The following is a 25,557-nucleotide window of genomic DNA, read 5'->3' on the forward strand; positions in this document are numbered from 1 at the left end:
CTAAATAAAAACCATGAAATCATTTTTAAAACTTTTAGCAATTGGGGTAGTTGCCAACTTCAATGCCCAGCTCATTCCGTCTGCACAGCAAATGCGCCAACAAGAGCAAGCATTCTATAATAATGCTACCGTGCTAGTAAAGCAACAGATAAACCCTCAGACCGGTGTCCCTTACCTTTCCACAGGTATTAATCTCAGTATGGTAGACTCCTTTGCCAATTTATATCAGTTTAATGATGTGGATTACAACACTGCAGATGCAGACCTGTTTTTACAGGCAATGTCTGAACTCCATAATGCAAGTGCAGAATCTCAGTTTTTAAGTGCATCAGAACTGGAAGCAAAAAGAGACTCACAAATATCATTGCAAAATTTTAGTACCAGTGCTCCCATGCAAAATACGGTACAGATTGGTATCATCAACACCGATTTCGATTTTCTGTTTTACGATGCCGAAAACGAGAGCAACGGTGGGCTAACTTTACAGAATGGCGTTTTCCAGCCCATAGCAGGGAAACCATCTGCCTTCACCAAACATTTGGTAATGATTGCTCCGCAGAAAAGCACCGTTTCTGCGGAAGGAGGCATGGTTAGTTTTCATGTTAACCCAGACATTTATTTCAACAAGGGTAAGAAAATTACTCACTTAACAGCAAACTTTGGAGACGGCGTTATTCGTAATCTTATAACCAACGGCTTAGCCAATACCTCCAAATTTTCAGTAAATTATTCCTCACCCGGAAAGAAAGTAATCTCCTTTAATGTAGTGTACGAAGATGGTTCTACATTTACCACTTATGGTTCTATTCTCGTAACTTTCCCTACAAGTCCCCTCACTACTTTTGCTGCTAACTCTTGTACTGCGAAAACAGCTGTGATTTCTTATATCTCTAAAATTCCTTATCAGGCGTGGACAGAATCTGCACCTAAATACGGAAAGATGGAATATAAAATCTTCTATGCCGATAATAACCAGTCTGGCGTCTGTGGCATAGACCGCGTGAAAAAGCCCTTTATTGTAATTGATGGCTTTGATCCCGGGGATAAGAGAAGGATAGAAGCCATTGACTGTGATGAGAATTGCAAAACACTTTTAGACGAAGATATCCGCAATCATTTCAATAGTAAATACCAATCCATTTACGACTTAATGACCTACAAAATCAATCCGAACGATCCAAATGAAACACCTAAGTGGATAACAAAGATATTAAATGAAAAAGGCTACGATGTTATTATCATCAACCTGCCAACAGAGCGGGCTCCTTATGATTTTAATAGAATTATTCATGATTACGGTGCAGACTTTATCGAAAGAAACGCCATGTCTTTTGTAAGTTTTCTGCAAGATCTCAACGCTTCTATGCGCAATAGAGGTATTACAGAAAAAGCCGTAGTGGTAGGACCTAGTATGGGAGGGCAAATTACGCGTTATGCCCTAGCCTATATGGAAAAGAAACAGCAGGAAACTGGCTCTATAAACTGGAATCACAATACCAAACTATGGATTAGTATGGACAGCCCACATCAAGGAGCCAATATTCCTTTAGCTTTACAGGGAAGCATTGCATTTTTAGGCTATAATAGAGGTTTGGAAGATGCTAAAAGCAATTATGAGAAGCAACTCATGGCACCCGCCGCCAGACAAATGCTTATAGAACACGCTGAGGAAAAATTATATGGAAAAAATGGTGGTGTATCTCCTTATTTCACTAAATATCAGCAAAACCTACATAATAACGGTGTCCAAGGGTCTAATGGGTATCCCCTAAATCTTAAAAAGATAGCCATAGTAAATGGCTCTATCACAGGAACGAAAAATGTTAATGCTGGACAAACTATTTTAGACATGCGAGGATATATTGATATGTCTTGGTTATTTTTTAAATGGACAATTAACACCTTTAGATCTACGCAGCTTGCTCAGCCAGAGTATCAGCAATCAAAATTATTATATCATATTGGTGCGGCAAAGCCAGGATTACCCGTATGGTCGTCATCAGAGTTGTCAAGACCCAATAGTTTCAGCAAGGGCTCGCTAGATGCAGTTCCGGGAGGATATTACAATGCCATCAATGACTTTAAAGATCAATCTGCCCAAACACTTAGGAAAAAGAAGCAACGCAGAAGATATTATGTTCCACATAGTGAAGAAACACCAACCGCACCTCTATCTTTCATCCCCACACACTCTGCTTTAGATACATCTGGTTTTAGTGATTGGTATCAACCTATTGATAAAAATTTGGTATGTGCTGGACAAACACCATTTGACAGCTACTACGGAGAAACTACCAATATGGAACATATCTCCTTTACACCTAACATGGTACAATGGTTATTAAGTTGGCTGAATGGGAATGAATTAACCCCTCCTTCCAATTTAACTTTAAATGGTAATTCTGTAATTTGTGAAAACACAGAAGAATTTTACAGCTTTTCAAATATTTGTGAAGTTCCCACAGGAACCAATTTCTCCACCTCTCCTTCATTATCTGTGGTGAATGTTTCCTCATCAGGAATAACAGTGAAGGGGGTTAAAAACGGTCTAGGATTCATTTATATAAATTTGCCAAATAAACAAACTATTGCCAAAAAAATCTGGGTAGGTAAACCTCAATTACGCATAAAGCCAGAAGAAGGAAGCACAAACTATGTGGTTCAGAGTATAGAATCTCTAGACACAGGAGCTACCTTAGAAGACCAAGGCCTAACACCAGCAGATGTTACTTGGAGAAGAAAAGACACAGGAGCCATAAGAACGGGCTATACTTACTTTGCAAATGGGCGTGGGTACAACTGGCATTTAGATTTAGAAGTAAACGCTAAAAATAAATGTGGCAGTACTACCTATGCTACTACTATAACTCCACCCCCTCCTGGTATGTGCGAGTACACCTACACAGTGTCAAAAGTTCAAAATGACGACTATACCATTGCCAGAATAATGGAGCCAGTATGTCCGAAACAATCTCCTGAAGATAACAATCTAATCCATAGTCAAAGCACTTCTAGCGAAACCTATTACATTACAGTAGTAAACAGCTTAGGGAATACCGTAATTCAAAAAACAGGTAAAGATTTCAGCCTTTCTAACCTCCCTACAGGAAGCTATTTTGTAAAAATCATAAAAGATGGGCAGATGCTTGTTGGGCAAACACTTATTAAAAAATAAATCTTAAAAGAGGCGGTCTCAAAAATATTGAGAACAGCCTCTTTTTTTATTACATTCGCTATATTATAACCCAAAAAAATCAATAGATAATGAAACCTGAAGACAACAATCCACAACCCTCAAACAAAAACTCTATAAGCGAAACAGGACACGCCAAAAATGTGGCAAACCTGCAAAAACTTACAGAACAGGTAAAAGTGTATACCCTCTACAATCCACCTGTAGATACTTTAAAAGTTGCAAATCTACAAACCCTTTACAGGGAGGCTTCCGCAAAACTAAACGAGGTAGAAGACAAACGAAACGCCAACAAAAATGCAATTACATTACGCCAATCTACCTTTGAAAACCTAAAACCTACTTGCACAAAAATCGTCAACCACTTAGCTATTTTAGGCTTACCGCAGGGAACAGTTAATCAAGCTAAATCCTTAAATCGTCTCATTCAAGGCGGACAAAAGAAAGTAGCTACCCCAGTTGAAGAAGGCAAAGAAACACCAAAAACAGTCTCTACTTCTAGACAATCCTACACCCAACAAGCCGAAAATTTCGGGATTTTATTACAGTTGTTAGGCACAATCCCTACTTACACTCCAAACGAAGACGATTTGAAGTTAGCCAACCTTAACACTTATAAAGAATCATTGATGAGTGCCACCCAATCCGTTGACAAAACCGAAGCAGAACTCAACAACAAAATCATAGAAAGAAACCAAATACTCTATGCAGACGGAACGGGGCTTTATACCATTGCACAAAATGTAAAAAAATATGTTAAGAGTGTTTACGGAGCCTCTTCCTCCGAATATGCTACGGTATCAGCCATCAAATTCACCTCTCCGTCTTAATATTGGAGCGGTCTGTTTTTCAATTAAAGCAACTTAATTTTACATTCCTATATCCTAACTAAATATTTGGTTAGGATATTTTTATATTCTTCAATTTGAAAAATAAATTAAAGCATATAAAAAGTATATTTTAATGATTGTAATTTACATTTTCTCTTTCTAAAATAATATTATAGCGTTTGTAATTTATATTCTTACGATTATGAAATAAAATCTTGGTTATATAAATAATATTCTTCCACAAATACCACCTAAATTTAAAAAAGAATTACTATCGATAGCTATATAAAAAGTAAGCCCAAGTCATCGGCATATTATTTGATACGGAGGAGCTAAAACAAAATTATGAAACATTTATTTTTAATCCTTATGCTATTCTTCGGACAGCTTATTTTTGGGCAGAAGAACTTTTTAGACCAACCTTATTTAGAAACTTCGGGCAAAGCAGATACGCTAGTAATACCTGATAAAATAACCATTAACATCAACCTCAACGAAGCAGATACCAAAAACAAAATATCGGTAGAAGAACAAGAAAAAAGAATGGAAAGTGCCCTTAAAAAACTAGGCATAAACACCGAGAAAGATTTATCTCTTAATGGTTTATCTAGTGGGTTTAAAACTTACTTCTTAAAAGGTCAAAACATTATTAAACAAAAGAACTACTCTCTCATTGTACGTAATGCGGTTACCGCGGGTAAAGTCTTGATGGCACTAGAGGAGCAAGGCATTTCTAATGTGAACATCTCTAAACTAGAATACACCAAAGAAGAAGAGCTTTTATTAGCCCTAAAAAGTAAAGCCGTTTTAAAATCTAAACTAACAGCAGAACGAATGGTAAAGGCTTTAAATCAAAAATTGGGTAAAGCTATCTTTATTTCCGATGAAAATAATGCCTATCCTCAAGTAACTCCTATGATGATGCGTTCCACAAAAGCAATGGAAAGCTATGATGCTACTTCAGAAGCTCCTATTGATATAGAGTTTAATAAAATCAAGTACGAAACTTTTGTTAATGTTAAGTTTCAATTAGATTAAATTATAAAGGATAAAATACTAAAACAATGAGTCAAGGGTTGCGTTTTCTTCGTAACCCTTGTCTATTTCTAGTTTAGAAGCATTTGCAGCGGCTACGGCTAGCTTATCGCATCGCTCATTGTCGGGGTGTCCGTTATGCCCTTTAATCCAATGGAAAGTTGGGTTGTGCATTCTCATCAAAGGGACTAACCTTTGCCACAAATCAGGATTTTTAACTTTATTAAATCCTTTTTTTATCCAACCATACAGCCACTTTTGGTTAATGGCATCGGCGACATACTTGCTATCGGTGTAGATATGAACTTCGTTTTCGTTGTTTTTAAGTTTTTCTAATGCCACAATAACCGCCAATAGTTCCATACGGTTATTGGTGGTTTTTCTAAACCCTTGCGAAAATGCTTTCTCATAATTCAGTCCAGAAACTCGCATAATAATTCCATAGCCACCTTTGCCCGGATTTCCGCTACAGGCTCCGTCTGTGTAGATATCAATCTTCATTTAGAATGGCATATCATCATAATCGTCAATCTCATTCATAGAAGACCCAGAAATATTATCTGGAATATCAAATGCAGCACTTGGTTGTATGGTAGTTTTGATGCTTTCAAATCCGCTAGGATTATTATCCATTTGTCCAAAATTAGAACTTTCGTAACCACCGTATAAATCTAAATCCGCAAACTTGGCAATTTCTTTAAAGAAAGAAAGCCTTACTTCGCCCGTGGCACCATTACGGTGTTTTGCTAAAATAATTTCGGCTTGGTTGGTAGTGCTGGTTTGTGCTCCTTCTTCATCATTATCCCAAAAATCTATCTTGTAATATTCTGGACGGAAGATAAAAGATACAATATCCGCATCTTGCTCTATCGCACCAGATTCTCTTAAATCAGAAAGTTGAGGGCGTTTATTAGGGCGGGTTTCTACCGTTCTAGAAAGCTGTGATAAAGCAATAATAGGCACATTAAGTTCCTTTGCAATGGCTTTTAATGAACGAGATATGGTAGAAATTTCTTGTTCCCTTGTACCCCCTTTTCCAGAGTTTGCAGTCATCAGCTGTAAATAATCCACCATAATGATTCTCACGCCGTGCTGCATTACAAGTCTTCGGCACTTTGCTCTAAAGTCAAAAATGGAGAGAGCAGGTGTTTCATCTATATAAAGTGGAGCGTTTTCTAAAGCAGCAACATTGTTAAAGAGGCGTTGCCATTCTTCATCGCTCATTTGTCCTTTTCTTAATTTTTCAGAGGAAATCCCTGTCTCGGAAGAAATCATTCTGGTAATAAGCTGCACTGATGCCATCTCTAACGAAAATACAGCAATAGGAATTTGATGTTCCACCGCTATATTTCTAGCCATAGAAAGGATAAACGCCGTTTTACCCATACCAGGACGAGCCGCTATGATAATCAAATCCGAGTTTTGCCAACCTCCTGTTTCCTTATCAAGTTGGGTAAATCCCGAAGGAATACCTGAAAGCCCTTCTTTATCTTTAAGAGATTTAATTTTTTCAATGGCTTCACTTACTAAAGAACTAGCGGTATCAAAGCCCTTTTTTATCGTTCCGTTGGTGATTTCAAAAAAAGATTGTTCGGCACGGTCTAAAAGCTCAAATACATCTGTAGATTCTTTGTAAGAATTGTCTATCACATTTGCAGACACATTGATGAGCGACCTCAAAATGTATTTTTCTAGGATAACTCTCGCGTGGTATTCTATATGGGCAGAAGAACTGATGCCTGTGGTTAAATCTATGATATAAGCGTCCCCACCAGCCAAATTAAGTTTTTCTTGCTTCTTTAATTCTTGGATTACCGTTAGAATGTCTATCGGTGTATTGTCGCCAAATAACTTAATGATGATACGGTAAATCTCTTGATGTCTAGGGTCGTAAAATACCTCAGGCGTGAGTAAATCGTAAGTATTATCAAGTGCCTTTTTATCAATAAGAAAAGCTCCTATAACCAGTCTTTCTAAATCTACTGCATTGGGTGGCATTTTGCCTTGAGAAATAGAGAGTTCCTTCGCAAAATTACCGTTGACTAAAGATGATAATGTTTCTTTCTGTGCCATAGGGCAAAGATAGTGGTTTTATGTTTTATGAAGCTACAATGTTAAAAACTTGTTATTATCTTTTTATCAATAAAAAAAGAGACTGCAACAAGTACAGTCTCTTAGTTAATCATTTATGTTTTTCTTAGTAATTCTTTACTAAACCTTTTACGATTTTGATTACATTAGGCATAGCCTTGTTAGCCGCTTCTAAAACTTCCTCGTGAGAAACATTGAACGCAATTTCTGGTCCACCTAAGTCAGTAATGATAGAAATACCAAATACATCCATACCTTGATGTTTCGCTACGATAACTTCAGGCACGGTACTCATACCTACGGCATCACCACCAATAGCACGGATTAGTCCATATTCAGCAGGTGTTTCAAAAGTAGGTCCTTGTAGAGCTACATAAACCCCTTGATGTACCGTGATGTTATTCTCTTTTGCTACTTCTTCAGCGATGCTTAACATTTTTCTATTATAAGGCTCGCTCATATCCACGAAACGAGGTCCTAATTCATCTATATTTTTACCTCTTAATGGGTGTTCTGGCATCATATTGATGTGGTCGTTAATCAGCATCACATCAGCCACTTTAAAGTTAGGGTTTACACCACCTGAAGCATTAGAAACGATTAGATTTTTAATTCCTAATAAGTGGAACACACGGAACGGGAAAGTTACCGTTTCAATAGAATGTCCCTCGTAGTAGTGGAATCTTCCACTCATCATAAGCACCTTCTTACCTTCTAGTGTGCCGTAGATTAAGCTACCGCCGTGCCCAACTACCGTAGTTTGAGGGAAGTTAGGAATATCAGCATAGTCTAAAGTGTGGATTGCCTCTACTTCGTCTTTTAATTTACCTAATCCAGAACCTAGCACGATAGCAAAGTCCGGTGTATCTCCAATAATGTTCTTAATGAACGCTGCAGTTTCTTTAAATTTTTCTAACATAATTCAGTATTATTTTGTTAAACTCCTCTAGCTTATCCATTTCTACATTGATAGGCCAGTAATATAATTTATCACTTAGATATTCAAAAGTTTTTAGCCTTACAAAATCTTTTTCTGTGGTGAGTATCATCTTATAATCTCCCATTTTTTTATACTCAGAGATTATCTTTTGTACATCAGCATCTGTAAAGCTGTGGTGGTCTTTAAATTTAAGGTGCTTTACCTTCTTGGCAAATCTATTCAGATGTTCTAGGAAAGGCGTTGGGTTAGCAATTCCTGTAATGACTAATATATCGTAATAAGCCAAATTGTTATCAGGCAAAGATTGCGTTTTGGAGAACACCGTTTCATCATAATTGATGGTGGAGAAAAACACTTTTTGATAATGCTTAGGGCTTATTCTAGAAATGTAGTATTGTTTTTTCTCCTCCGTAATATTAGCAGGACACTTAGAAACTACGATGATATGAGCCCTTTTCATTCCGTTTCGGCTCTCTCTTAGATTTCCTGCGGGAAGAATAAAATCTTTAAAGTAAGGGTCGTTATAGTCGGTCATTAAGATGTTAAGCCCTGTATTGATTCGGCGGTGCTGAAATGCATCATCTAGCACTAGCACATCTAAATCCATATCAGAAATAAGTTTTTTAGCACCGAAAACCCTGTCCTCACTTACCCCAATTACGAAACGATTTTTAAATCGTTCAAAAAGTTGCATGGCTTCATCGCCCACCGTTCTATAGTTACTATTGTAGTTTACAACTCCATAGCCTCTGGTAGTACGCCCATAGCCTCTAGAAAGCACTCCAGTACGATGATTTTTTGAAAGAAGCTCTGCAATATGCATTACCATAGGAGATTTCCCGCTACCGCCCACGGAGAGGTTACCTACATTGATGATAGGTGTGTTAAATTTCGTAGAAGGCAACAATCCCCAATCATACATTTTGTTTCTTACAGAAGTCCCTAGATGATAGATTAAGGAAAAAGGATAGAGATACCATCTTTTCATATAGTCCGCTTGCAAATTTCCGTGTGCAAAAGTACGCTTTTTTTACGAGGAACGAAAGAAAGCTAAAATGGAAAATAACTTTAGCCATACCAAAATATTAAACTCTCATTGCATATTTATACGAAATAGCATACCCATTTAATAAACAAAAAATTGTATCTTGGCTCATTGAAATTAAAAATCTAAAAAGTAAAAATATGTCGGAACTAACATTTGCTGAAAAAATAGCGAAAGCACAAAATTTCTTACCCATCAATGGGACAGATTACATAGAACTTTATGTAGGTAATGCTAAACAAGCTGCTCACTTCTACAAAACAGCGTTTGGGTTTCAGTCTGTAGCTTATGCTGGACCAGAAACGGGCGTAAGAGATAGAGCTTCTTATGTCTTACAACAAGGAAAAATTAGATTGGTTTTAACTTCTGGGTTAAATTCTAACTCGCCTATCTGCGAACATCAAAAAAAGCACGGAGATGGGGTTAAAGTACTAGCTCTTTGGGTAGATGACGCTTACGCTGCATTTGAAGAAACTACCAAAAGAGGAGGCAAGCCATATCTAGAACCGGTTACCCTTACTGATGAGTTTGGAGAAGTAAGAATGTCGGGCATCTATACTTATGGGGAAACGGTGCATATGTTCGTGGAAAGGAAAAATTATACAGGTCCATTTATGCCAGGATACGAAAAATGGGAAAGCGATTATAACCCTTCAGATGTAGGCTTACTTTATGTGGACCACTGTGTGGGAAATGTAGATTGGAACAGAATGCTTCCAGTAGTTAAGTGGTACGAAGATGTGTTAGGCTTTGTTAATATTCTTAGTTTTGATGACAAACAAATCAATACGGAATATTCAGCGTTGATGTCTAAAGTAATGGCAAATGGTAATGGCTATGCTAAATTCCCAATTAACGAACCAGCCGAGGGTAAAAAGAAATCTCAAGTAGAGGAATATCTAGACTTCTACGAAGGCGAAGGGGTACAACATATTGCAGTCGCTACCAAAGATATTATAAAAACCGTTTCCGAACTTAAAGCTAGAGGGGTAGAGTTTCTATCAGCACCACCAAATGCCTATTACGAAATGGTGCCAGAGCGTGTGGGGCATATAGACGAAGACCTTAAAAAATTACAAGAACTAGGCATCTTAATAGACCACGATGAGGAAGGCTACCTTCTCCAAATATTTACTAAACCTGTGGAAGACCGACCAACACTCTTCTTTGAAATTATTGAAAGACACGGAGCGCAGAGCTTTGGAGCAGGTAATTTCAAAGCCCTTTTTGAAGCCTTAGAAAAAGAACAAGCGAGAAGAGGTAATCTCTAAAATAGACATCAATACAGTACACACTAATCTGTGTACTGTGTTTTTTAAAATGATATAAATAATGAAAAAAATAATTGCATTAGGCTTTGTTATAGTCTCTTTCGGTATTAAAGCACAAAACTTCGGTACACTTAACGCTATTTTAGACCGTTTAGAAGAAAGGAGAGGCTTTAACCAAGATTTAAGTGGAGTAAGTCTGGACGGAAAAAAGTTTGTTTCTATAAAAGATTTTGAAGACAGAACAGAGCGAGAGTTTATTGTGTTTACCAATGATAAAGTGAATTATATAGAACTATTAGATGCCAAGTCTGATAATAAAACCTCTTCCAAAGTGTATGATGGTGATTTTATTAGAAAGAAAAACATTGTTTCTATAAGAGCCGATAAATTAGAAGGAAAAAAGATACCTATTGCGGTTACTAAAACCCTAATGCTAAATAGAGAGAAAGAAATTCTCTACCTAATAGACATCAACACAAAACAACGCTGGATAGATGAACAGTCTATCACAAAACAACCTGTAAAAAAATAAACTATGAAATCATTTGTAAATTATAACGAACAGTCCGATTTTTCCATTTATAACATTCCGTTTGGGGTGGCGGTTTTCAATCACGAGTATATTGCTTGTGCTACTAGAATAGGCGATTTGGTAATAGACCTAGCCTCACTTTACGATTATGGCTACTTTGACGATATAGAAGGCTTAACCGAAAATGTTTTTGAAGGCTATACTCTAAACGATTTTATAGAGCTAGGCAAACCTGTAACTACCGTTGTTAGAGAAAGAATACAAGCATTACTTTTAGAAGGTTCTAAACTTTCTAAAGACGAAAAAGTGATAGAAGAGTGCTTTTATGATTTAGACGAGGTGGAAATGCTAATGCCAGTGCATATCCCTAACTATACTGATTTTTACAGTAGTATAGAACACGCTACTAATGTCGGAAAGATGTTCCGCGACCCAGAAAATGCCCTTTTACCTAATTGGAAACATATTCCAGTAGGGTATCACGGCAGGGCTTCATCTATTGTAACTTCGGGAGTGGATTTCCATAGACCAAAAGGGCAAATGAAACCTGCGGACGCCAACCAACCGATATTTGGAGCGTCTAAACAGTTAGATTTTGAGTTAGAGATGGCTTTTATAGTTAATAAAAACACAGAAATGGGCGAAAGCATTTCTACCAAAGAAGCAGAGGATTCTATTTTCGGAATGGTGTTGTTTAATGACTGGTCAGCTAGGGATATTCAGAGTTGGGAGTATGTGCCGCTAGGCCCGTTTTTAGGGAAAAACTTCTGTTCGTCCATATCGCCTTGGGTGGTTACGTTAGAGGCTTTAGAGCCGTTTAGAACCACATCTCCTAAGCAAGAACCAGAGGTATTACCTTACCTAAAGTTTGAAGGCGATAAAAACTTTGATATTGCTTTAGCGGTTTATTTAACCCCTGAAAATGGAGCGGAAAATCTTATCTGCCAGTCTAATTTCAAGTATATGTATTGGAATATGGCTCAGCAGTTGGCACATCATACCATCAATGGTTGTAATGTAGAAGTGGGAGATATGTATGCATCGGGAACTATTTCGGGTAAAGAGCCGAGTAGCTTTGGTTCTATGCTAGAACTTACGTGGAGAGGGCAAAATCCTTTAACGCTTTCAGACGGCAGCGAAAGAAAATTTATAGAAGATGGGGATACCATCACAATGAGAGGCTTCGCCCAAAAAGAACATATTAGAGTAGGTTTTGGTGAGGTTAAAACCAAAGTGTTACCAGCTAAATTATAAAATACAATAAGCCGTTTCAAAGTTTTTTGAAACGGCTTAATTTTATTTACAAGAACGGTATTAAAAGTTAAAAAATGTAATCAAATTTAATTGATTTCTAGACACAGTACTTGTGGACTGATTCATCACCCCAACTTCGGTTCTCACATTTTTAGAAAATCTATATCCTAAACCACCATAAAGCCTGTTTCTATCAAATATATTGTTTTCAGTATTTATAAATATCTCATTATAAGCAGATAAATAGACTGCTTTATCCATCATTTGCTTTTTGTTCAGAGCTACATTAAGACCTATAAAATAACGCAACCTCAACCTAAAATCTTTCTCAAAAAAACGTTGCTCAAACCTATATCTGTGTTGCAAAGATACCGCTCCAAAAGTCTGCCTTGTGATAAACTGCTGATAAATACGATGCTCGTTAAAACTAGTCTTAGTATCGCTGTTTGCCAAATAAGGTTCGCTGTAAATGAATGCTGCACCTAGCAAAATATTATTATTATTTTCGGTAAGATTATAACCAAGCCCTGTTCTAATGAGTACCTGCTCTGTATCTCCTATAAAATTAAAATTTCTATATTGCACCTCGTGATGCCAATTCCATCGATTATCAATCTTTTTATTTCCAAAATAGATAAACCAATTCCCCAAATTATTGGTTTGCGAAAACGCAACCATAGGTAATAAAAGAATAAATATAAATATCGCTCTCATCTATAAATTTATGTTATAATACAAAAACAAAACACCTCACTAGACTTATCACATCTAGGAGGTGCTATTATTTTATAACTAAAGTTTACTATAATTAAATATGTATTACCTCCCCATAAGCCGCAGCTACTGCTTCCATAACTGCTTCTGACAATGTAGGGTGTGGGTGAACAGATTTCAAAATCTCGTGTCCTGTAGTTTCTAATTTTCTAGCAACTACTGCCTCTGCTATCATTTCGGTAACGCCATTACCTATCATATGACAACCTAACCACTCACCATATTTAGCATCAAAAATTACTTTTACAAAACCATCTGTATCTCCGTTTGCAGTCGCTTTTCCACTAGCAGAGAATGGGAATTTCCCAACCTTAATATCATAGCCTTTTTCTTTGGCTTGTTTTTCGGTAAGACCCACTGATGCTATTTCAGGAAGGCAATATGTACACCCTGGAATATTACCATAGTCTATAGTTTCTGTATGTAGCCCTTTAATTTTTTCCACACAAGTAATTCCTTCCGCAGAAGCCACATGAGCCAAGGCTTGAGTAGGAATAATATCTCCTATCGCATAATAACCTGGCACTGAAGTTTGATACCATTCATTTACTAAAACTCTACCTTTATCTGTTTTAATTCCGACTTCTTCTAGTCCTATATTTTCAATATTAGCCGTAATACCAACTGCTGAAAGCACTACATCAGCCTCTAATGTTACATTACCTTTAGCTGTTTTTACATTAGCTTTAACGCCGTTACCAGAAGTATCCACAGATTCTACAGAAGCGTTAGTCATTACCTCTATACCTGCTTTCTTAAGAGATTTTTCTAAATGTTTAGAAACCTCCTCGTCCTCCACAGGTACGATGTTTGGCATAAACTCTACAATAGTTACTTTAGTCCCCATAGTAGCGTAGAAATATGCAAACTCTACTCCGATAGCCCCAGAACCTACGACTATCATAGATTTAGGCTGTTCTGGTAAAGAAAGGGCTTGTCTATACCCTATTACTTTTTTACCGTCTTGAGGAAGGTTTGGAAGCTCTCTAGAACGAGCCCCTGTTGCCAAGATGATGTGCTCAGCAGAATATTCTTTTGTAGCACCATCTTTTTCCACTAAAACTTTTTTACCTTTTTGAACTTTAGCGGTACCGAAGATAACATCTATCTTATTCTTTTTCATAAGGAACTCAATCCCTTTACTCATCTTACTCGCCACCCCACGGCTTCTCTGAATTACATTAGGAAATTCAAAACTTGCTTCTACTTTATTAAGACCGAAATCTTCTGCATGGTTGATGTACTTAAACACTTGTGCCGATTTCAATAATGCCTTTGTAGGAATACAACCCCAGTTAAGGCAGATACCTCCTAAGTTTTCCTTTTCTACAATAGCTGTTTTGAAACCTAACTGTGCTGCTCTAATGGCTGTTACATAACCACCAGGACCACTTCCTATAACTATAATATCGTAATTCATTGATTAAAAATTTAGTGCGAATTTACAAAAAATTATTGATATTAAAATTTCTAAAAAAATACACTCCCACACCTCATTCATTTCAAATATTAACTTTAAACAAAAAGCCGAAAGAAAAAATATTCTCTCGGCTTTTTATAATAATTACTCCCAATACTTACGAATGTCTAATCCACTTCCAAAGTTCTTTTAGAGTTGCTTTATTACCGTGCATTAGTATGCCTACACGGTATATTTTTGCAGCAATAAAGACCATCAGTAATGTAGTAATAAATAATAACGCAACCGACAATACCAACTCCCAAATAGGCACTCCAAAGGGTATCCTTGCAATCATAGCTACAGGAGAAGTTAACGGAATCATAGAAAGCCAAAAGCCCATAGGTCCATCTGGATTATTCATAATAGAAATGCTACCATAAAGCCCCAACATCAACGGAATGGTTACAAATAAAGTAAACTGTTGAGTTTCGGTATCGTTATCTACCGCAGAACCGATAGCAGCATAGATAGAACTATAAAAAATATAACCTAAAAGGAAAAACACAAGGAACACCCCAATAATAAGCCCATAATTGAGTTCCAACAAAGTATGAGATATATGAGCCACTACCTCCTGTATATTTTCCATTTGTTCCAAAGTGTTTCCAGTAGACATTGGGCTAAAACTTTGATTAAAAAACACTGCCGCTGTTACCGCCATACCTATCCATATAACAAATTGGGTAAGTGCCACTAAAGTAACCCCTAAGATTTTACCCATCATTAAATCAAACGGTTTAACCGAAGAAATAATAATCTCTACCACACGATTATTTTTTTCCTCCAAAACACTCCGCATCACTCTTACGCCATAAATTAAAATAAACATAAAAGTGGCGTACATCAGTAGCATACTCAAACCAGATTTTACACCAAACGCAAGGCTATCGTCCTGCTTATGATTATCTAAAACATTGGTAGTCTTAAGCTCAAAAGATTTATCTAAGTCGTTCACTTGAGTTTCGGTGATTCCAAGTGCTTTTATTTTTTCTTTCTTAATGACTTCCGACATAGAAGACGCTAAGGCTTTCCTTACATCAAAACCTATTTTCTTGTTTACCAATAACTGAACTTGGTTCTGTAAAGTTTCATAATCTTGTCCTTGCATAGGAGGAATAATCAACACGCCATCAATAGCTTCAGAAGTCTTTAATCCTTCCTTCAAAGATGCCTCGGTGTTAGGAGATGCATACACAAGAGAAACATCTTGCGGAGCTTTCATTCGGTTTTCAAACACGCCACTTTTGTCTATAACAGAAAACTGATACTCCGTTTCGTTAGCTTTAAACATCAATCCTATAACAGCCCCGAAAACTATCATTAAAATCGGGGCTAGCAAAGTGAGTATAATAAAAGATTTCTTTTTAACCTGAGTAAGAAATTCTCTTTTGGTTATGATAATAATATTTTTCATACGATATTAGTTTTGTACAGCAGTAATGAACACTTCGTTCATACTAGGTATTTTCTCATTAAAACTTCTAATGCTTCCTAACGGCATTAGCTTTGACAACAGCTGATTTTGTTCGCCTTGATATTTTAGATTGAAACTAATAAGTCCGTCTTTTTCTTGCCAATCAGAAGGCGAAAATTCCGATTTAAAGTTTTCCAACAGTTCAGAATTAGAGTGAGCGAGTACAACTTCGTAAACATTTTGTTTAAAACGCTCTCTTACTTCAAATACTTTTCCGTCTAAGATTTTTTTTGAATGATTAACCAACGCTACATAATCGCACATTTCTTCCACGCTTTCCATTCTATGTGTAGAAAGTATGATGGTTGTCCCATTATTTTTAAGATTGATAATTTGGTCTTTGATAAGATTAGCGTTTACAGGGTCAAATCCAGAGAAAGGCTCGTCTAAAATAAGTAATTTAGGGCGGTGCAATACCGTTACCACAAACTGTATTTTCTGTGCCATACCTTTGGAAAGTTCAGAAAGTTTCTTTTTCCACCATTGGTCTATATTTAGGCGTTCAAACCAATATTTAGCTTGAGTAAGAGCCTCATTTTTAGACATACCTTTAAGCTCCCCAAAATAGAGAATTTGGTCGCCCACCGTCATATTTTTATAAAGACCTCTTTCCTCTGGCATATAACCAATCGCCTTAATATGGTGAGGGCTTAAAATTTCGTTATCTATAAAAACTTTACCACTATCCGCTTGAGTAATCTGGTTGATGATTCTAATAAAAGAAGTCTTGCCTGCTCCATTAGGTCCTAACAGCCCGTAGATACTTCCTGTAGGGACTTCTATACTAAAGTCAGACAAAGCCACTTTTCTACCTGCATCATAGGTTTTTGTAATATGTTCTGCTCTAAGCATTTTTATGTTTTTATTTTAGTTAGTACAAAGAAAAGAGTTTTTGTTACAATTATCCTAATCGCTCATAAAAAAAGAGACCTTCAAAAGTCTCTTTTTATCATTATTATAATTTTAGTTAAACAAATCTCTTACTTTATCAAAGAATGTCTTTTCCTTCCCTGAAGGTTCGGCCTTCATTTCGCCACTGTTCAGTTGTTTTTCAAAAAATTCTTTTTGTTCCTTTGTAAGATTTTGTGGCGTCCATACATTGATGTGTATAAACATATCTCCCCTACCATAGCTATCTATGCTAGGAAGCCCTTTACCCGCAAGCCGTAGAATCTTACCCGATTGCGTACCTGCATCTACTTTTATTTTAACTTTACCACCTACTATTGGGATTTCTTTAGAAGTACCTAATGCTGCTTCTGCGAAGGAAATATATAACTCTTGATGAAGGTTATCTCCTTCCCTTTTAATGTTTGCATCTTCCTCTTCCTCCACCACCATAAGTAAATCACCTGAAGTTCCGCCGAAAGGTGCGTCGTTACCTTTACCTCTTACACTTAGTTGTATACCATCTCTAGCTCCAGCAGGGATATTGATACTCACTTCTTCATCAGCCTTAATAAGCCCTTGAGCATTTGCTCCCGCTGGTATTTTATCTGCTACCTTACCGATGCCATTACACGCCCCACAAGTGGTTTGCGTTTGCATTTGTCCAAACATTGTGTTCATCACTTTCATTTGGACACCATTACCGTTACAAGTAGGACAAGTCTTAGAAGTTACCCCAGGGGCAAGTTTCATTTTTTTGATTTTGATGGTTTTCTGTGTTCCATTCATCATCTCCTCTAGGCTTAGCTTGATACGAACTCTAAGGTTAGTACCTCTAGACTCTTGTCTCCTAGCTCCACCGCCGAAACCTCCAAAATGACCTCCAAAGATATCTCCAAACTGACTGAAAATATCTTCCATATTCATACCGCCACCGAAGCCTCCACCACCGAAGCCTCCGCTACCACCTACTCCCGCATGACCATATTGGTCATATCTAGCTCTTTTATTCTCATCGCTAAGAACTTCGTAGGCTTCCGCTGCTTCTTTAAATTTTTCCTCAGCCTCTTTATCTCCTGGATTTTTATCGGGGTGATATTTAAGTGCTTGTCTTCGGTAGGCTTTTTTAATAGCGTCTGCCGTTGCATTTTTTTCTACCCCTAATATCTCGTAGTAATCTCTTTTTGACATTCTTTATTTTAGTTTTATAATAAATGAAAGTTTCATTTATAATGTAAGATTTATTGCCCTGTAACTACTTTAGTAAATCTAATGACTCTATCGTGCAGCATATATCCAGACTCTATTACATCTACAATTTTGCCTTTTAAATCTTCGGTAGGAGCTGGTATTTGAGTAATAGCTTCGTGGAAATCTACATTAAAGTCGTCTCCTGCATTTACCTCTATAGGCTTTAATCCTTTTTCTACCAGTTTATTTTTGAATTTTTGATAGATAAGTTCTACTCCTTTTAAGTCTTCTTCTTTACCTGTTTTTGCTATTTCTTTTAAGGCTCTTTCAAAATCATCTAAAATAGCGAGCATACTCACCATCATATCCTGATTAGCATATTGGAAAAACTCCATTCGCTCTTTAGAAGTTCTTTTTTTATAGTTTTCAAACTCAGCATATAGACGAATGTAACGGTCTTTCTCCTCTGCCAAAAGTTCTTCTGTTGTAGGTTCTTTTGTCAGATTTTCTTCAGTGTCAGTATTTATATTTTGAGTTTCTTCGTTTAGTTTTTCTTCAGAAACATTAAGTTTTTCTTCGTGCAAATCTTTATTCTCTTCCATTCTTTTTTGGTTTTATTACTCAGATATCGTCAAAGATATTGCCAAATTAAGATTTAGGACAAATTGACAGACCTAAGAAACTTACTCTAACCCATTTCGGTATAAACCAAATAAATATTCAGTACAATAATGATAAAACTAATGATAATAGCGGTGTATTTCAAAAAACCTTGATTAGCAAATGCTCCCATCTTAAGTTTATTATTAGTTAGCATTACCAGCGGTACTACTGCAAAACTCAACTGTAAGGAAAGTATAACTTGACTTAATATTAAAAGGTCAGTAGTTCCTTTTTCACCATAGATAGTAGCGACTATCAACGCTGGTATTACAGCTATCAATCTTGTAATCAATCGTCTTAACCAAGGTTTTAATTTAATATTGAGAAAACCCTCCATTACAATCTGCCCAGCCAAAGTGCCTGTAAGGGTTGAGTTTTGCCCAGAAGCCAACAAAGCTATAGCAAACACAATACTAGCGAGGCTCGTTCCTAAAATTGGAGACAAAAGTTGATGAGCGTCTGTAATGTCAGCAACATCTTGATAGCCTGTGTGATGAAATGCCGCCGATGAAATAATAAGTATAGCCGCATTGATTAAAAATGCTAACAACAAAGAAATATTACTATCCAAAGTAGCGAATTTAATAGCTTCCCTCTTCCCCTTATCATCTCTAGAATAGTTTCTAGTCTGTACAATACTGCTATGCAAGTACAAGTTATGAGGCATTACAGTAGCTCCTAAAATACCTATTGCTATATAGAGCATACTTGGATTAAATACAATTTCTTTCTGTGGTACTAAACCTTTCAAAATAGGAAACCACTCAGGATTACTTACGACTATTTCATATAAAAAACAAAAGAAAATAATTGCTATCAGACCACCCACGACACTTTCTAGCCATCTAAAACCTTTGGCTTGAAGCATCAAAATAACAAATACATCTACTACCGTAATGGCTATCCCAATGGTAAGTGGTATCCCAAACAAAAGATTAAGAGCTATGGCAGCCCCTATTACCTCCGCAAGGTCTGTAGCCGCAATGGCTATTTCAGCAAAAATCCAAAGTAGAAAATTAACAGGTCGAGAATAACTATCTCTACAGGCTTGAGCCAAATCTCTTTCGGCAACGATACCTAACTTTAAAGACAAATGCTGTAATAACATCGCAAAAAGATTAGAGATAAGTATTACCGATAGTAAAGTATATCCAAACTTAGCACCTCCTGCGATACCTGTCGCCCAATTGCCTGGGTCCATATATCCCACTGCTACCATCAGCCCTGGACCTACAAACGCTAAGAATTTCTTCCAAAAACCTACATCTTTAGGTACCTCAATACTAGAAAACGATTCTGACAAAGAATTACCAGAACGCTCTTTTTTCCACATTTTATCTTTGAAGTATTTTTTCATCACTCAAACAAAAGTTAGATAAGACTAACAAAATTATGAAAAATATCTAATTCTACAAAAAAATAAGAGACTACTTAATAATAAGCAGCCTCTCTATTTCTATTTTAAATGTAGTTTTTTAAAATCTCCAACCGACTGTAAACACAAAATTATTTCTCACTGTTTTAACATCAGAAACAATGCTATCATACTGCTCATCTACAATATGTCCTTCTTTAAACACACTATTTTCCATTGGAGAAGCATAATCTCCTGCATAAAATGGATTAGCAAACTTAGAGCTTGTATTCTGATAGGCTGCATCTACATAGAAAGACTTAAAATTATATCCTAGTCCCATACCAAAAGTCTGTCTATTAGAAAGGTATAGGTTGTTAAATTTTCTATCTGAATATAAATTACTTGTTGGATCAATAACACTCAAAGATGAACTATAAAAAGGGTTAGACTGATAAGCATAACCTCCTCTAAATCTCCAGTTATCTAACCTATATTCCGCTCCCAATCTTAACTCAGAAGTGTTAGAATACACTTTGCTAAAAAACTCATTCAGCTGCTTTTCTACCTCTCCTTGAACATTATACTGTGGTTTTGTAACACCTAAAGTATAATCCACATTTACTGCAAAATTCTTGTTAGCTATATAAGCACCACTCAGCGTAGCCTTCATTGGTGTGCTCAATCTTCTATTCTCATTAGCTAGTACCGTTACTACAACCCCATTATTATCAATATCATAATAGTTATAAGCCCTCTCTATATTCCACCAAGTAGGAGACTCTAGTGCTAAACCTACACGGAAGTTTTTATCTATTTTACCAATAACCCCCGCAGAGATAGCCACCCCATCTGAAGATTCTTGAAAAGGAGTTTCTTGTTTTTGGTAAAGCCCCTTAGTACCTGCCGTTTGAGATTGCATTCTAAAAAAATCGCCTTGCTCTATATTTGCCGAATGGAAGTGCACTCCACCACCTACATACCATTTATGGTCGTAATTTCCACCAAATGCGAAGGATAATTTTGAAGTGTGCCCTACTCTATTATAAGCATGCCCATCATAGAGTAACATATCTGTTTGTTTATTACCTTTTTCATCTGTATAATTTACAGCCTCATTTATAGTGTGATTTTCAGGAGTTCTGATATAGCTATCAATATCCTTAGCACTATAATTAAACCCTAGGTTAATAAACTTCCATTTAGAATTATTACTAGTTTGCATTACAACAACACCTCCTAAATGTCCTAAATTAGCTTTCTTATAAACCTCATCATAAGATTTATTTGCCAAAGTTGAAGTATTTTTATTTCCCAAAGCATTAAGCGTTCCAGAAAATTCACCTACAATATTAACAGCTATACCTGCAGGATTAACATTTATAGAGGAAGCATCTCCTCCCATTGCTCCCATTGCTCCTGCCATACCCATATATTTTGCAGAACCATTAGGTTGTGTATCAGAATAAACATCTACCGTATTCCTGATTACAGACACATCCTGAGAGTAAAATAAAGCCCCAACAGACAGCCCTAATATTGAAAATATTTTCTTATTCATTATCTTATTTTATTTATTAACATTCAATTAAATTAAACTATCTAAAACCACCTGTTCTAAAACCTCCCCCTGATCTCATACCACCTCCTGAACTACCAGAACCAAAACCGCCACTTCTATTGGAACCTCCGCCCCAGCCAGAATTGTTTCTAAATCCATCGTTTCTTGGTATAGATTGTGTGCGAGGAGTCATTCCTCTATCCTGATAATTATAGTTGGGTTCAGATCTTCTTAATGTTCTTGTTTGAGGCACTGAATAGCCATTATTACTATTATTGCGGTTAATCCTGTTATCTCCTCTTCCAAAACCTGAATCTCTAAATCCACCAAAGTTTCTTCCTGAATTACTATTACTATTTGGATTTCTATAAACCGGGTTATTAAACCCTCCGTTATTATATCTAGTAATGCTGTCTACACCACTTCTTCTATAATTGTACTGACGAGGAGCTACTCCCCAATAAGGATTACCCCATGCACCATAGCCACCCCAATATGGGTTGCCCCAACCTGTTCCCCAGTAAGGGTTCCAACCAAATCTTCCACCCCAATAAGGATTTCCCCAACCCCATCTGTTCCAACCTAATCCCCAGCCCATGCCGAAGCCCATATTCCAACCCCAGCCTGAACTTCAACCAAAACCCATATTCCAGCTATTCCAGCCGCCAAAACCTCCCCAATAAGGATCCCAGCCAAAGCCTGTTCCCCAGAAAGGCGTATTCCAGCCCCAGCCAGTATAGCGTCTTTCAACTCCTGCAAAAGCACCCCAATCTGAATCGGATTGTACAGGAGTATCCGTCCATTCTTGATATTTGTTATTTTGATTTTGCTGTAATTGTCTAGAGTTTTCTACCACTCTATAATCATTACTATAGTCGTAGTAATCGCCTACATTATTACGGTCATTCACAACTATCCCTTCCGGAATTACATCTTTATTTGGATCATAGTAAACACCATCAGTCTCTGTATAGCCTCCCATTTGTGCTCCACAAGAAGTCAACAAAAAACTAACAGAAGTGGCTAATGCTAGTCTAACAGCCCATTTTCTTTTTAAGAAATTATAATCTATTTTTTTCATAATCTTATGTAGGTTTTATTTATCTTTGTGCTTGAATTGAAGTGGATATAGCTAAAACTATACCAAAAAAATCTCTCAAATTACAAATCATAACTTAGGTGTTATTTAACCATTTAACTAGATACACCTACAAAATTATAAAATAAAAGTTAAAAGTAAATTTATGGCAAAATTAACATCAAGAAGTGAGGACTATAGCAAGTGGTATAATGAGTTGGTAGTGAAGGCAGATTTAGCCGAAAACTCAGGTGTAAGAGGCTGTATGGTAATTAAGCCCTATGGCTATGCTATTTGGGAAAAAATGCGTGACGAACTAGATAAAAAATTTAAAGAAACTGGTCACGAAAATGCTTACTTCCCTATTTTTGTTCCTAAAAGTCTTTTTGAAGCGGAGGAAAAAAATGCAGAAGGTTTTGCCAAAGAATGTGCTGTAGTAACTCATTACCGTCTAAAAACAGACCCTGAAAATCCACAAAAACTTATGGTGGATCCTGAGGCTAAATTAGAAGAAGAACTTATTGTAAGACCAACTTCTGAGGCTATTATTTGGAATACTTATAAAAATTGGGTGCAATCTTACAGAGATTTACCTATCCTCATCAACCAATGGGCTAATGTGGTAAGATGGGAAATGAGAACAAGACTTTTCTTAAGAACCGCCGAATTTTTATGGCAAGAAGGTCATACCGCCCACGCTACCAAAGAAGAAGCTATTGCAGAAACAGAGCAAATGCTAAATGTTTATGCTGATTTTGCTGAAAAATTTATGGCTGTACCTGTGGTAAGAGGCATAAAATCACCTAGTGAAAGATTTGCAGGTGCAGAAGAAACTTACTGTATAGAAGCTCTTATGCAAGACGGAAAAGCTTTACAAGCAGGAACTTCTCACTTTTTAGGTCAAAACTTTGCCGAAGCATTTGATGTTAAATTCACTAATAAAGAAGGCAAAATAGAGTATGCTTGGGCAACCTCTTGGGGCGTTTCTACAAGACTTATGGGTGCTTTGATTATGTCTCATTCTGATGATAATGGTTTGGTACTTCCGCCATCTTTAGCTCCTATACAAGTGGTTATTGTTCCTATATTTAAAGGCGAAGAACAGCTTAAACAAATAGACGAAGTAGCCTATGAACTACAATCTAAACTAAAAGCCCTTGGCATTTCTGTAAAATATGATAACAGAGATACCCATAAGCCAGGGTGGAAATTCGCAGAATATGAGATGAAAGGTGTCCCTGTAAGAATAGCAATGGGAGCAAGAGATTTAGAAAACAAAACCGTAGAAATAGCTAGAAGAGATACTCTTTCTAAAGAGGTTAAACCTTTGGATAATATAGAAGTTTATATCCAAGAACTTTTAGAAGAAATCCAAAAAGCTATTTATAACAAAGCTCTTAAGTTTAGAGACGAAAACATCACTAAGGTTGATTCTTACGAAGAATTTAAAGAAGTTTTAGAAACCAAAGGAGGCTTTATTTTAGCACACTGGGACGGAACGGAAGAAGAAGAAGAAAGAATAAAAGAAGAAACTAAAGCTACTATCCGTTGTATTCCTCTAGAAGGAGAAAAAGAAGAGGGCGTTTCTATGATTTCAGGAAAACCATCTAAACAAAGAGTGCTTTTTGCTAAAGCCTACTAATTATTAACTCATTAAAAATTTAAAATTATGTCAATCAACATTATAGAGCTCATTAAAGGACAATTCGGACACGGTGTCACTAGCCAACTGGCTTCTCAATTAGGCGAAAAAGAAGAAGCTGTCTCTAAAGCTACCAATGCACTTATCCCAACTGTATTAGGTGGAATTGTGTCTCAGTCCGACAAATCGTCTCTTTTACAAGAAATTACACAATTAGCAGATACTAACACTTTATCTAAACTAAGCCAAGAAAGTTCTTTTGCCAACGAGCTACTTAGCAAATTACTAACCATGGTTTTTGGAGATAAAATAAAAAGTATTACTTCTGGAATTTCCTCCTTTGCAGGAATTAAAGAGTCTTCTGCCGATGCCCTTTTAGGCTTTACCTCACTAACATCTTTAGCAACCATAGGAAGATATGCTAAAGACCAAAATTTAGACAGTAACGGACTTGAAACTCTTTTAAATAAAGAGAAAACTAATATTTCTAACCTTATTCCTGCAGGTTTCTCATTGGGAGCTATAGGACTTGGAAATCTAGACAGCAAAACAGAAGAGACTAAAGCTACCTTAACTGAAAATATTCAAGATAAAGTTTCGGACATTAAAGATGGATTTTCTGAAAAATTAGACGAGTCTAAAGAAAAGCTCTCTCAGCTGAAAGATAATACTGCTGAAAAGTTGTCTGAAACTTCAAATATGATTAAAGACAAGGTTTCAGACCTTAAGGAGGATTTATCTGAAAAGCTAGATGAATCTAAAGAGAAACTTTCTCAGCTTAAAGATAATGCTTCTGAAAAATTATCTGAAACTTCGGATATGATTAAAGATAAGGTTTCAGACTTGAAAGATGATTTATCTGAAAAGTTAGATGAGTCTAAAGAAAAACTTGCACAGTTTAAAGACAATGCTTCTGAAAAGTTATCTGAGACTTCAGATTCAATTAAAAAAGGGTTTTCTGATTTCAAAGAAAGTGCTTCTAACAAATTAGATGACTTGAAAGAAAAGGTAGAAGAAAAGACAGGGGAAGATGTTAAAGAAGTTTCTGTATGGAAATGGCTTCTCCCGCTAATCCTTCTTCTGCTTATGGGGTGGTTTGTTTGGAAACAAATTAACAAAAGTAACCAAGAGGCGACTCCTAGAGAAGTCCCTGTTGAAAAAATAGACTCTATAAATAACGCTAACGCTCAACAAAATATAGATTCTGTAAACTCAAAATAAATCTAAAAAAGCCGTTTCAATCAATTTTGAAGCGGCTTTTTCATTTTAAACTAAAACT

Annotated in this window: 22 protein-coding genes; 8 read left to right on the forward strand and 14 right to left on the reverse strand. The window is 36.5% G+C overall.

The genetic code is table 11. The features are described from left to right. The first annotated feature begins 13 nt into the window (after positions 1-13). From RA0C_RS04240 to RA0C_RS04250, 3 genes are all read left to right on the forward strand, one after another. A complete protein-coding gene (locus RA0C_RS04240; RefSeq protein ID WP_004918482.1) occupies positions 14-3,175 on the forward strand; it encodes a T9SS type A sorting domain-containing protein in 3,162 nt (1,053 codons plus the stop codon). An 89-nt stretch (positions 3,176-3,264) separates the two neighbouring features. Further along, entirely contained in the window at positions 3,265-4,023 is a 759-nt protein-coding gene (locus RA0C_RS04245; RefSeq protein ID WP_004918479.1) for a hypothetical protein, read from the forward strand. Between the two features lie 345 nt (positions 4,024-4,368). Next, positions 4,369-5,061: an SIMPL domain-containing protein gene (locus RA0C_RS04250; protein ID WP_004918475.1), complete on the forward strand. Its 693-nt coding sequence runs from the start codon at positions 4,369-4,371 to the stop codon at positions 5,059-5,061. Between the two features lie 18 nt (positions 5,062-5,079). Here RA0C_RS04250 and rnhA read toward each other — a convergent pair whose 3' ends face one another. The 4 genes from rnhA to lpxK form a co-directional block, all read right to left on the reverse strand. After that, positions 5,080-5,559 carry a ribonuclease HI gene (gene rnhA / locus RA0C_RS04255; RefSeq protein WP_004918471.1) on the reverse strand — a complete coding sequence of 160 codons (480 nt, stop codon included), beginning with the start codon at positions 5,557-5,559 and terminating at the stop codon, positions 5,080-5,082. Then, positions 5,560-7,131, reverse strand: a complete 1,572-nt coding sequence (gene dnaB / locus RA0C_RS04260; protein ID WP_004918470.1) for a replicative DNA helicase — start codon at positions 7,129-7,131, stop codon at positions 5,560-5,562. Between the two features lie 124 nt (positions 7,132-7,255). Then, the gene (locus RA0C_RS04265; protein ID WP_004918461.1) at positions 7,256-8,068 is read right to left on the reverse strand and encodes a purine-nucleoside phosphorylase; all 813 of its coding nucleotides are present in this window, start codon (positions 8,066-8,068) and stop codon (positions 7,256-7,258) included. Next, positions 8,052-9,077, reverse strand: a complete 1,026-nt coding sequence (gene lpxK, locus RA0C_RS04270) for a tetraacyldisaccharide 4'-kinase (protein WP_013446868.1) — start codon at positions 9,075-9,077, stop codon at positions 8,052-8,054. The genes RA0C_RS04265 and lpxK overlap by 17 nt, the downstream gene beginning before the upstream one ends. Before the next feature lie 197 nt (positions 9,078-9,274). On the opposite strand from lpxK, the gene hppD reads away from it, so the two are divergent. The 3 genes from hppD (at position 9,275) to fahA (ending at position 12,191) form a co-directional block, all read left to right on the forward strand. Continuing rightward, the gene (gene hppD, locus RA0C_RS04275; protein ID WP_004918456.1) at positions 9,275-10,405 is read left to right on the forward strand and encodes a 4-hydroxyphenylpyruvate dioxygenase; all 1,131 of its coding nucleotides are present in this window, start codon (positions 9,275-9,277) and stop codon (positions 10,403-10,405) included. 61 nt (positions 10,406-10,466) lie between these two features. Further along, positions 10,467-10,937, forward strand: a complete 471-nt coding sequence (locus RA0C_RS04280) for a hypothetical protein (protein WP_004918454.1) — start codon at positions 10,467-10,469, stop codon at positions 10,935-10,937. 3 nt (positions 10,938-10,940) lie between these two features. After that, on the forward strand, positions 10,941-12,191 hold the full coding sequence (gene fahA, locus RA0C_RS04285) for a fumarylacetoacetase (RefSeq protein ID WP_004918453.1): 1,251 nt from the start codon (positions 10,941-10,943) through the stop codon (positions 12,189-12,191). A gap of 60 nt (positions 12,192-12,251) precedes the next feature. Here the strand turns inward: fahA and RA0C_RS04290 are convergent, their stop codons facing one another. The 10 genes from RA0C_RS04290 to RA0C_RS10540 form a co-directional block, all read right to left on the reverse strand. Beyond that, on the reverse strand, positions 12,252-12,905 hold the full coding sequence (locus RA0C_RS04290) for a DUF2490 domain-containing protein (RefSeq protein ID WP_004918451.1): 654 nt from the start codon (positions 12,903-12,905) through the stop codon (positions 12,252-12,254). A gap of 94 nt (positions 12,906-12,999) precedes the next feature. Next, positions 13,000-14,385: a dihydrolipoyl dehydrogenase gene (lpdA, locus tag RA0C_RS04295; RefSeq protein WP_004918449.1), complete on the reverse strand. Its 1,386-nt coding sequence runs from the start codon at positions 14,383-14,385 to the stop codon at positions 13,000-13,002. Positions 14,386-14,542: 157 nt separating this feature from the next. Further along, entirely contained in the window at positions 14,543-15,841 is a 1,299-nt protein-coding gene (locus tag RA0C_RS04300; protein WP_013446869.1) for an ABC transporter permease, read from the reverse strand. Positions 15,842-15,847: 6 nt separating this feature from the next. Then, entirely contained in the window at positions 15,848-16,753 is a 906-nt protein-coding gene (locus tag RA0C_RS04305; RefSeq protein ID WP_004918446.1) for an ABC transporter ATP-binding protein, read from the reverse strand. 111 nt (positions 16,754-16,864) lie between these two features. Beyond that, positions 16,865-17,980, reverse strand: a complete 1,116-nt coding sequence (gene dnaJ / locus RA0C_RS04310; protein WP_004918443.1) for a molecular chaperone DnaJ — start codon at positions 17,978-17,980, stop codon at positions 16,865-16,867. A gap of 50 nt (positions 17,981-18,030) precedes the next feature. Next, positions 18,031-18,582 (reverse strand): nucleotide exchange factor GrpE, encoded by a 552-nt coding sequence (locus RA0C_RS04315; RefSeq protein WP_004918441.1) that lies wholly within the window; start codon positions 18,580-18,582, stop codon positions 18,031-18,033. Between the two features lie 86 nt (positions 18,583-18,668). Then, complete coding sequence (locus RA0C_RS04320; protein WP_013446870.1) at positions 18,669-20,000, reverse strand: Nramp family divalent metal transporter; 1,332 nt, start codon at positions 19,998-20,000, stop codon at positions 18,669-18,671. Positions 20,001-20,118: 118 nt separating this feature from the next. Further along, positions 20,119-21,558, reverse strand: coding sequence for an OmpP1/FadL family transporter (locus RA0C_RS04325; RefSeq protein WP_004918438.1), 1,440 nt, complete (start codon positions 21,556-21,558; stop codon positions 20,119-20,121). A 37-nt stretch (positions 21,559-21,595) separates the two neighbouring features. Continuing rightward, a complete protein-coding gene (locus tag RA0C_RS10535; protein ID WP_014411255.1) occupies positions 21,596-22,168 on the reverse strand; it encodes a hypothetical protein in 573 nt (190 codons plus the stop codon). Positions 22,169-22,189: 21 nt separating this feature from the next. Continuing rightward, complete coding sequence (locus RA0C_RS10540) at positions 22,190-22,639, reverse strand: hypothetical protein (protein WP_014411256.1); 450 nt, start codon at positions 22,637-22,639, stop codon at positions 22,190-22,192. Between the two features lie 163 nt (positions 22,640-22,802). On the opposite strand from RA0C_RS10540, the gene proS reads away from it, so the two are divergent. Further along, positions 22,803-24,278: a proline--tRNA ligase gene (gene proS, locus RA0C_RS04335; protein ID WP_004918434.1), complete on the forward strand. Its 1,476-nt coding sequence runs from the start codon at positions 22,803-22,805 to the stop codon at positions 24,276-24,278. Positions 24,279-24,305: 27 nt separating this feature from the next. Next, entirely contained in the window at positions 24,306-25,499 is a 1,194-nt protein-coding gene (locus RA0C_RS04340; RefSeq protein ID WP_004918432.1) for a DUF937 domain-containing protein, read from the forward strand. Positions 25,500-25,557 lie beyond the last annotated feature (58 nt).

Source organism: Riemerella anatipestifer ATCC 11845 = DSM 15868 (genome assembly GCF_000252855.1).
GTDB classification, from domain to species: Bacteria; Bacteroidota; Bacteroidia; order Flavobacteriales; family Weeksellaceae; genus Riemerella; species Riemerella anatipestifera.

Bases quoted from the DNA above. Each gene is read 5' to 3' on its own strand.
- RA0C_RS10540 (WP_014411256.1), bottom strand. From the start codon at position 22,639: ATGAAAAAAATAGATTATAATTTCTTAAAAAGAAAATGGGCTGTTAGA.
- proS (WP_004918434.1), top strand. From the start codon at position 22,803: ATGGCAAAATTAACATCAAGAAGTGAGGACTATAGCAAGTGGTATAAT.
- RA0C_RS04315 (WP_004918441.1), bottom strand. From the start codon at position 18,582: ATGGAAGAGAATAAAGATTTGCACGAAGAAAAACTTAATGTTTCTGAA.
- dnaJ (WP_004918443.1), bottom strand. From the start codon at position 17,980: ATGTCAAAAAGAGATTACTACGAGATATTAGGGGTAGAAAAAAATGCA.
- RA0C_RS04245 (WP_004918479.1), top strand. From the start codon at position 3,265: ATGAAACCTGAAGACAACAATCCACAACCCTCAAACAAAAACTCTATA.
- lpxK (WP_013446868.1), bottom strand. From the start codon at position 9,077: ATGAAAAGATGGTATCTCTATCCTTTTTCCTTAATCTATCATCTAGGG.
- rnhA (WP_004918471.1), bottom strand. From the start codon at position 5,559: ATGAAGATTGATATCTACACAGACGGAGCCTGTAGCGGAAATCCGGGC.
- lpdA (WP_004918449.1), bottom strand. From the start codon at position 14,385: ATGAATTACGATATTATAGTTATAGGAAGTGGTCCTGGTGGTTATGTA.
- RA0C_RS04250 (WP_004918475.1), top strand. From the start codon at position 4,369: ATGAAACATTTATTTTTAATCCTTATGCTATTCTTCGGACAGCTTATT.
- hppD (WP_004918456.1), top strand. From the start codon at position 9,275: ATGTCGGAACTAACATTTGCTGAAAAAATAGCGAAAGCACAAAATTTC.
- RA0C_RS04300 (WP_013446869.1), bottom strand. From the start codon at position 15,841: ATGAAAAATATTATTATCATAACCAAAAGAGAATTTCTTACTCAGGTT.
- RA0C_RS04240 (WP_004918482.1), top strand. From the start codon at position 14: ATGAAATCATTTTTAAAACTTTTAGCAATTGGGGTAGTTGCCAACTTC.
- RA0C_RS04280 (WP_004918454.1), top strand. From the start codon at position 10,467: ATGAAAAAAATAATTGCATTAGGCTTTGTTATAGTCTCTTTCGGTATT.
- fahA (WP_004918453.1), top strand. From the start codon at position 10,941: ATGAAATCATTTGTAAATTATAACGAACAGTCCGATTTTTCCATTTAT.
- RA0C_RS04305 (WP_004918446.1), bottom strand. From the start codon at position 16,753: ATGCTTAGAGCAGAACATATTACAAAAACCTATGATGCAGGTAGAAAA.
- RA0C_RS04325 (WP_004918438.1), bottom strand. From the start codon at position 21,558: ATGAATAAGAAAATATTTTCAATATTAGGGCTGTCTGTTGGGGCTTTA.
- RA0C_RS04265 (WP_004918461.1), bottom strand. From the start codon at position 8,068: ATGTTAGAAAAATTTAAAGAAACTGCAGCGTTCATTAAGAACATTATT.
- RA0C_RS10535 (WP_014411255.1), bottom strand. From the start codon at position 22,168: ATGGGCTTCGGCATGGGCTGGGGATTAGGTTGGAACAGATGGGGTTGG.
- RA0C_RS04340 (WP_004918432.1), top strand. From the start codon at position 24,306: ATGTCAATCAACATTATAGAGCTCATTAAAGGACAATTCGGACACGGT.
- RA0C_RS04290 (WP_004918451.1), bottom strand. From the start codon at position 12,905: ATGAGAGCGATATTTATATTTATTCTTTTATTACCTATGGTTGCGTTT.
- dnaB (WP_004918470.1), bottom strand. From the start codon at position 7,131: ATGGCACAGAAAGAAACATTATCATCTTTAGTCAACGGTAATTTTGCG.
- RA0C_RS04320 (WP_013446870.1), bottom strand. From the start codon at position 20,000: ATGAAAAAATACTTCAAAGATAAAATGTGGAAAAAAGAGCGTTCTGGT.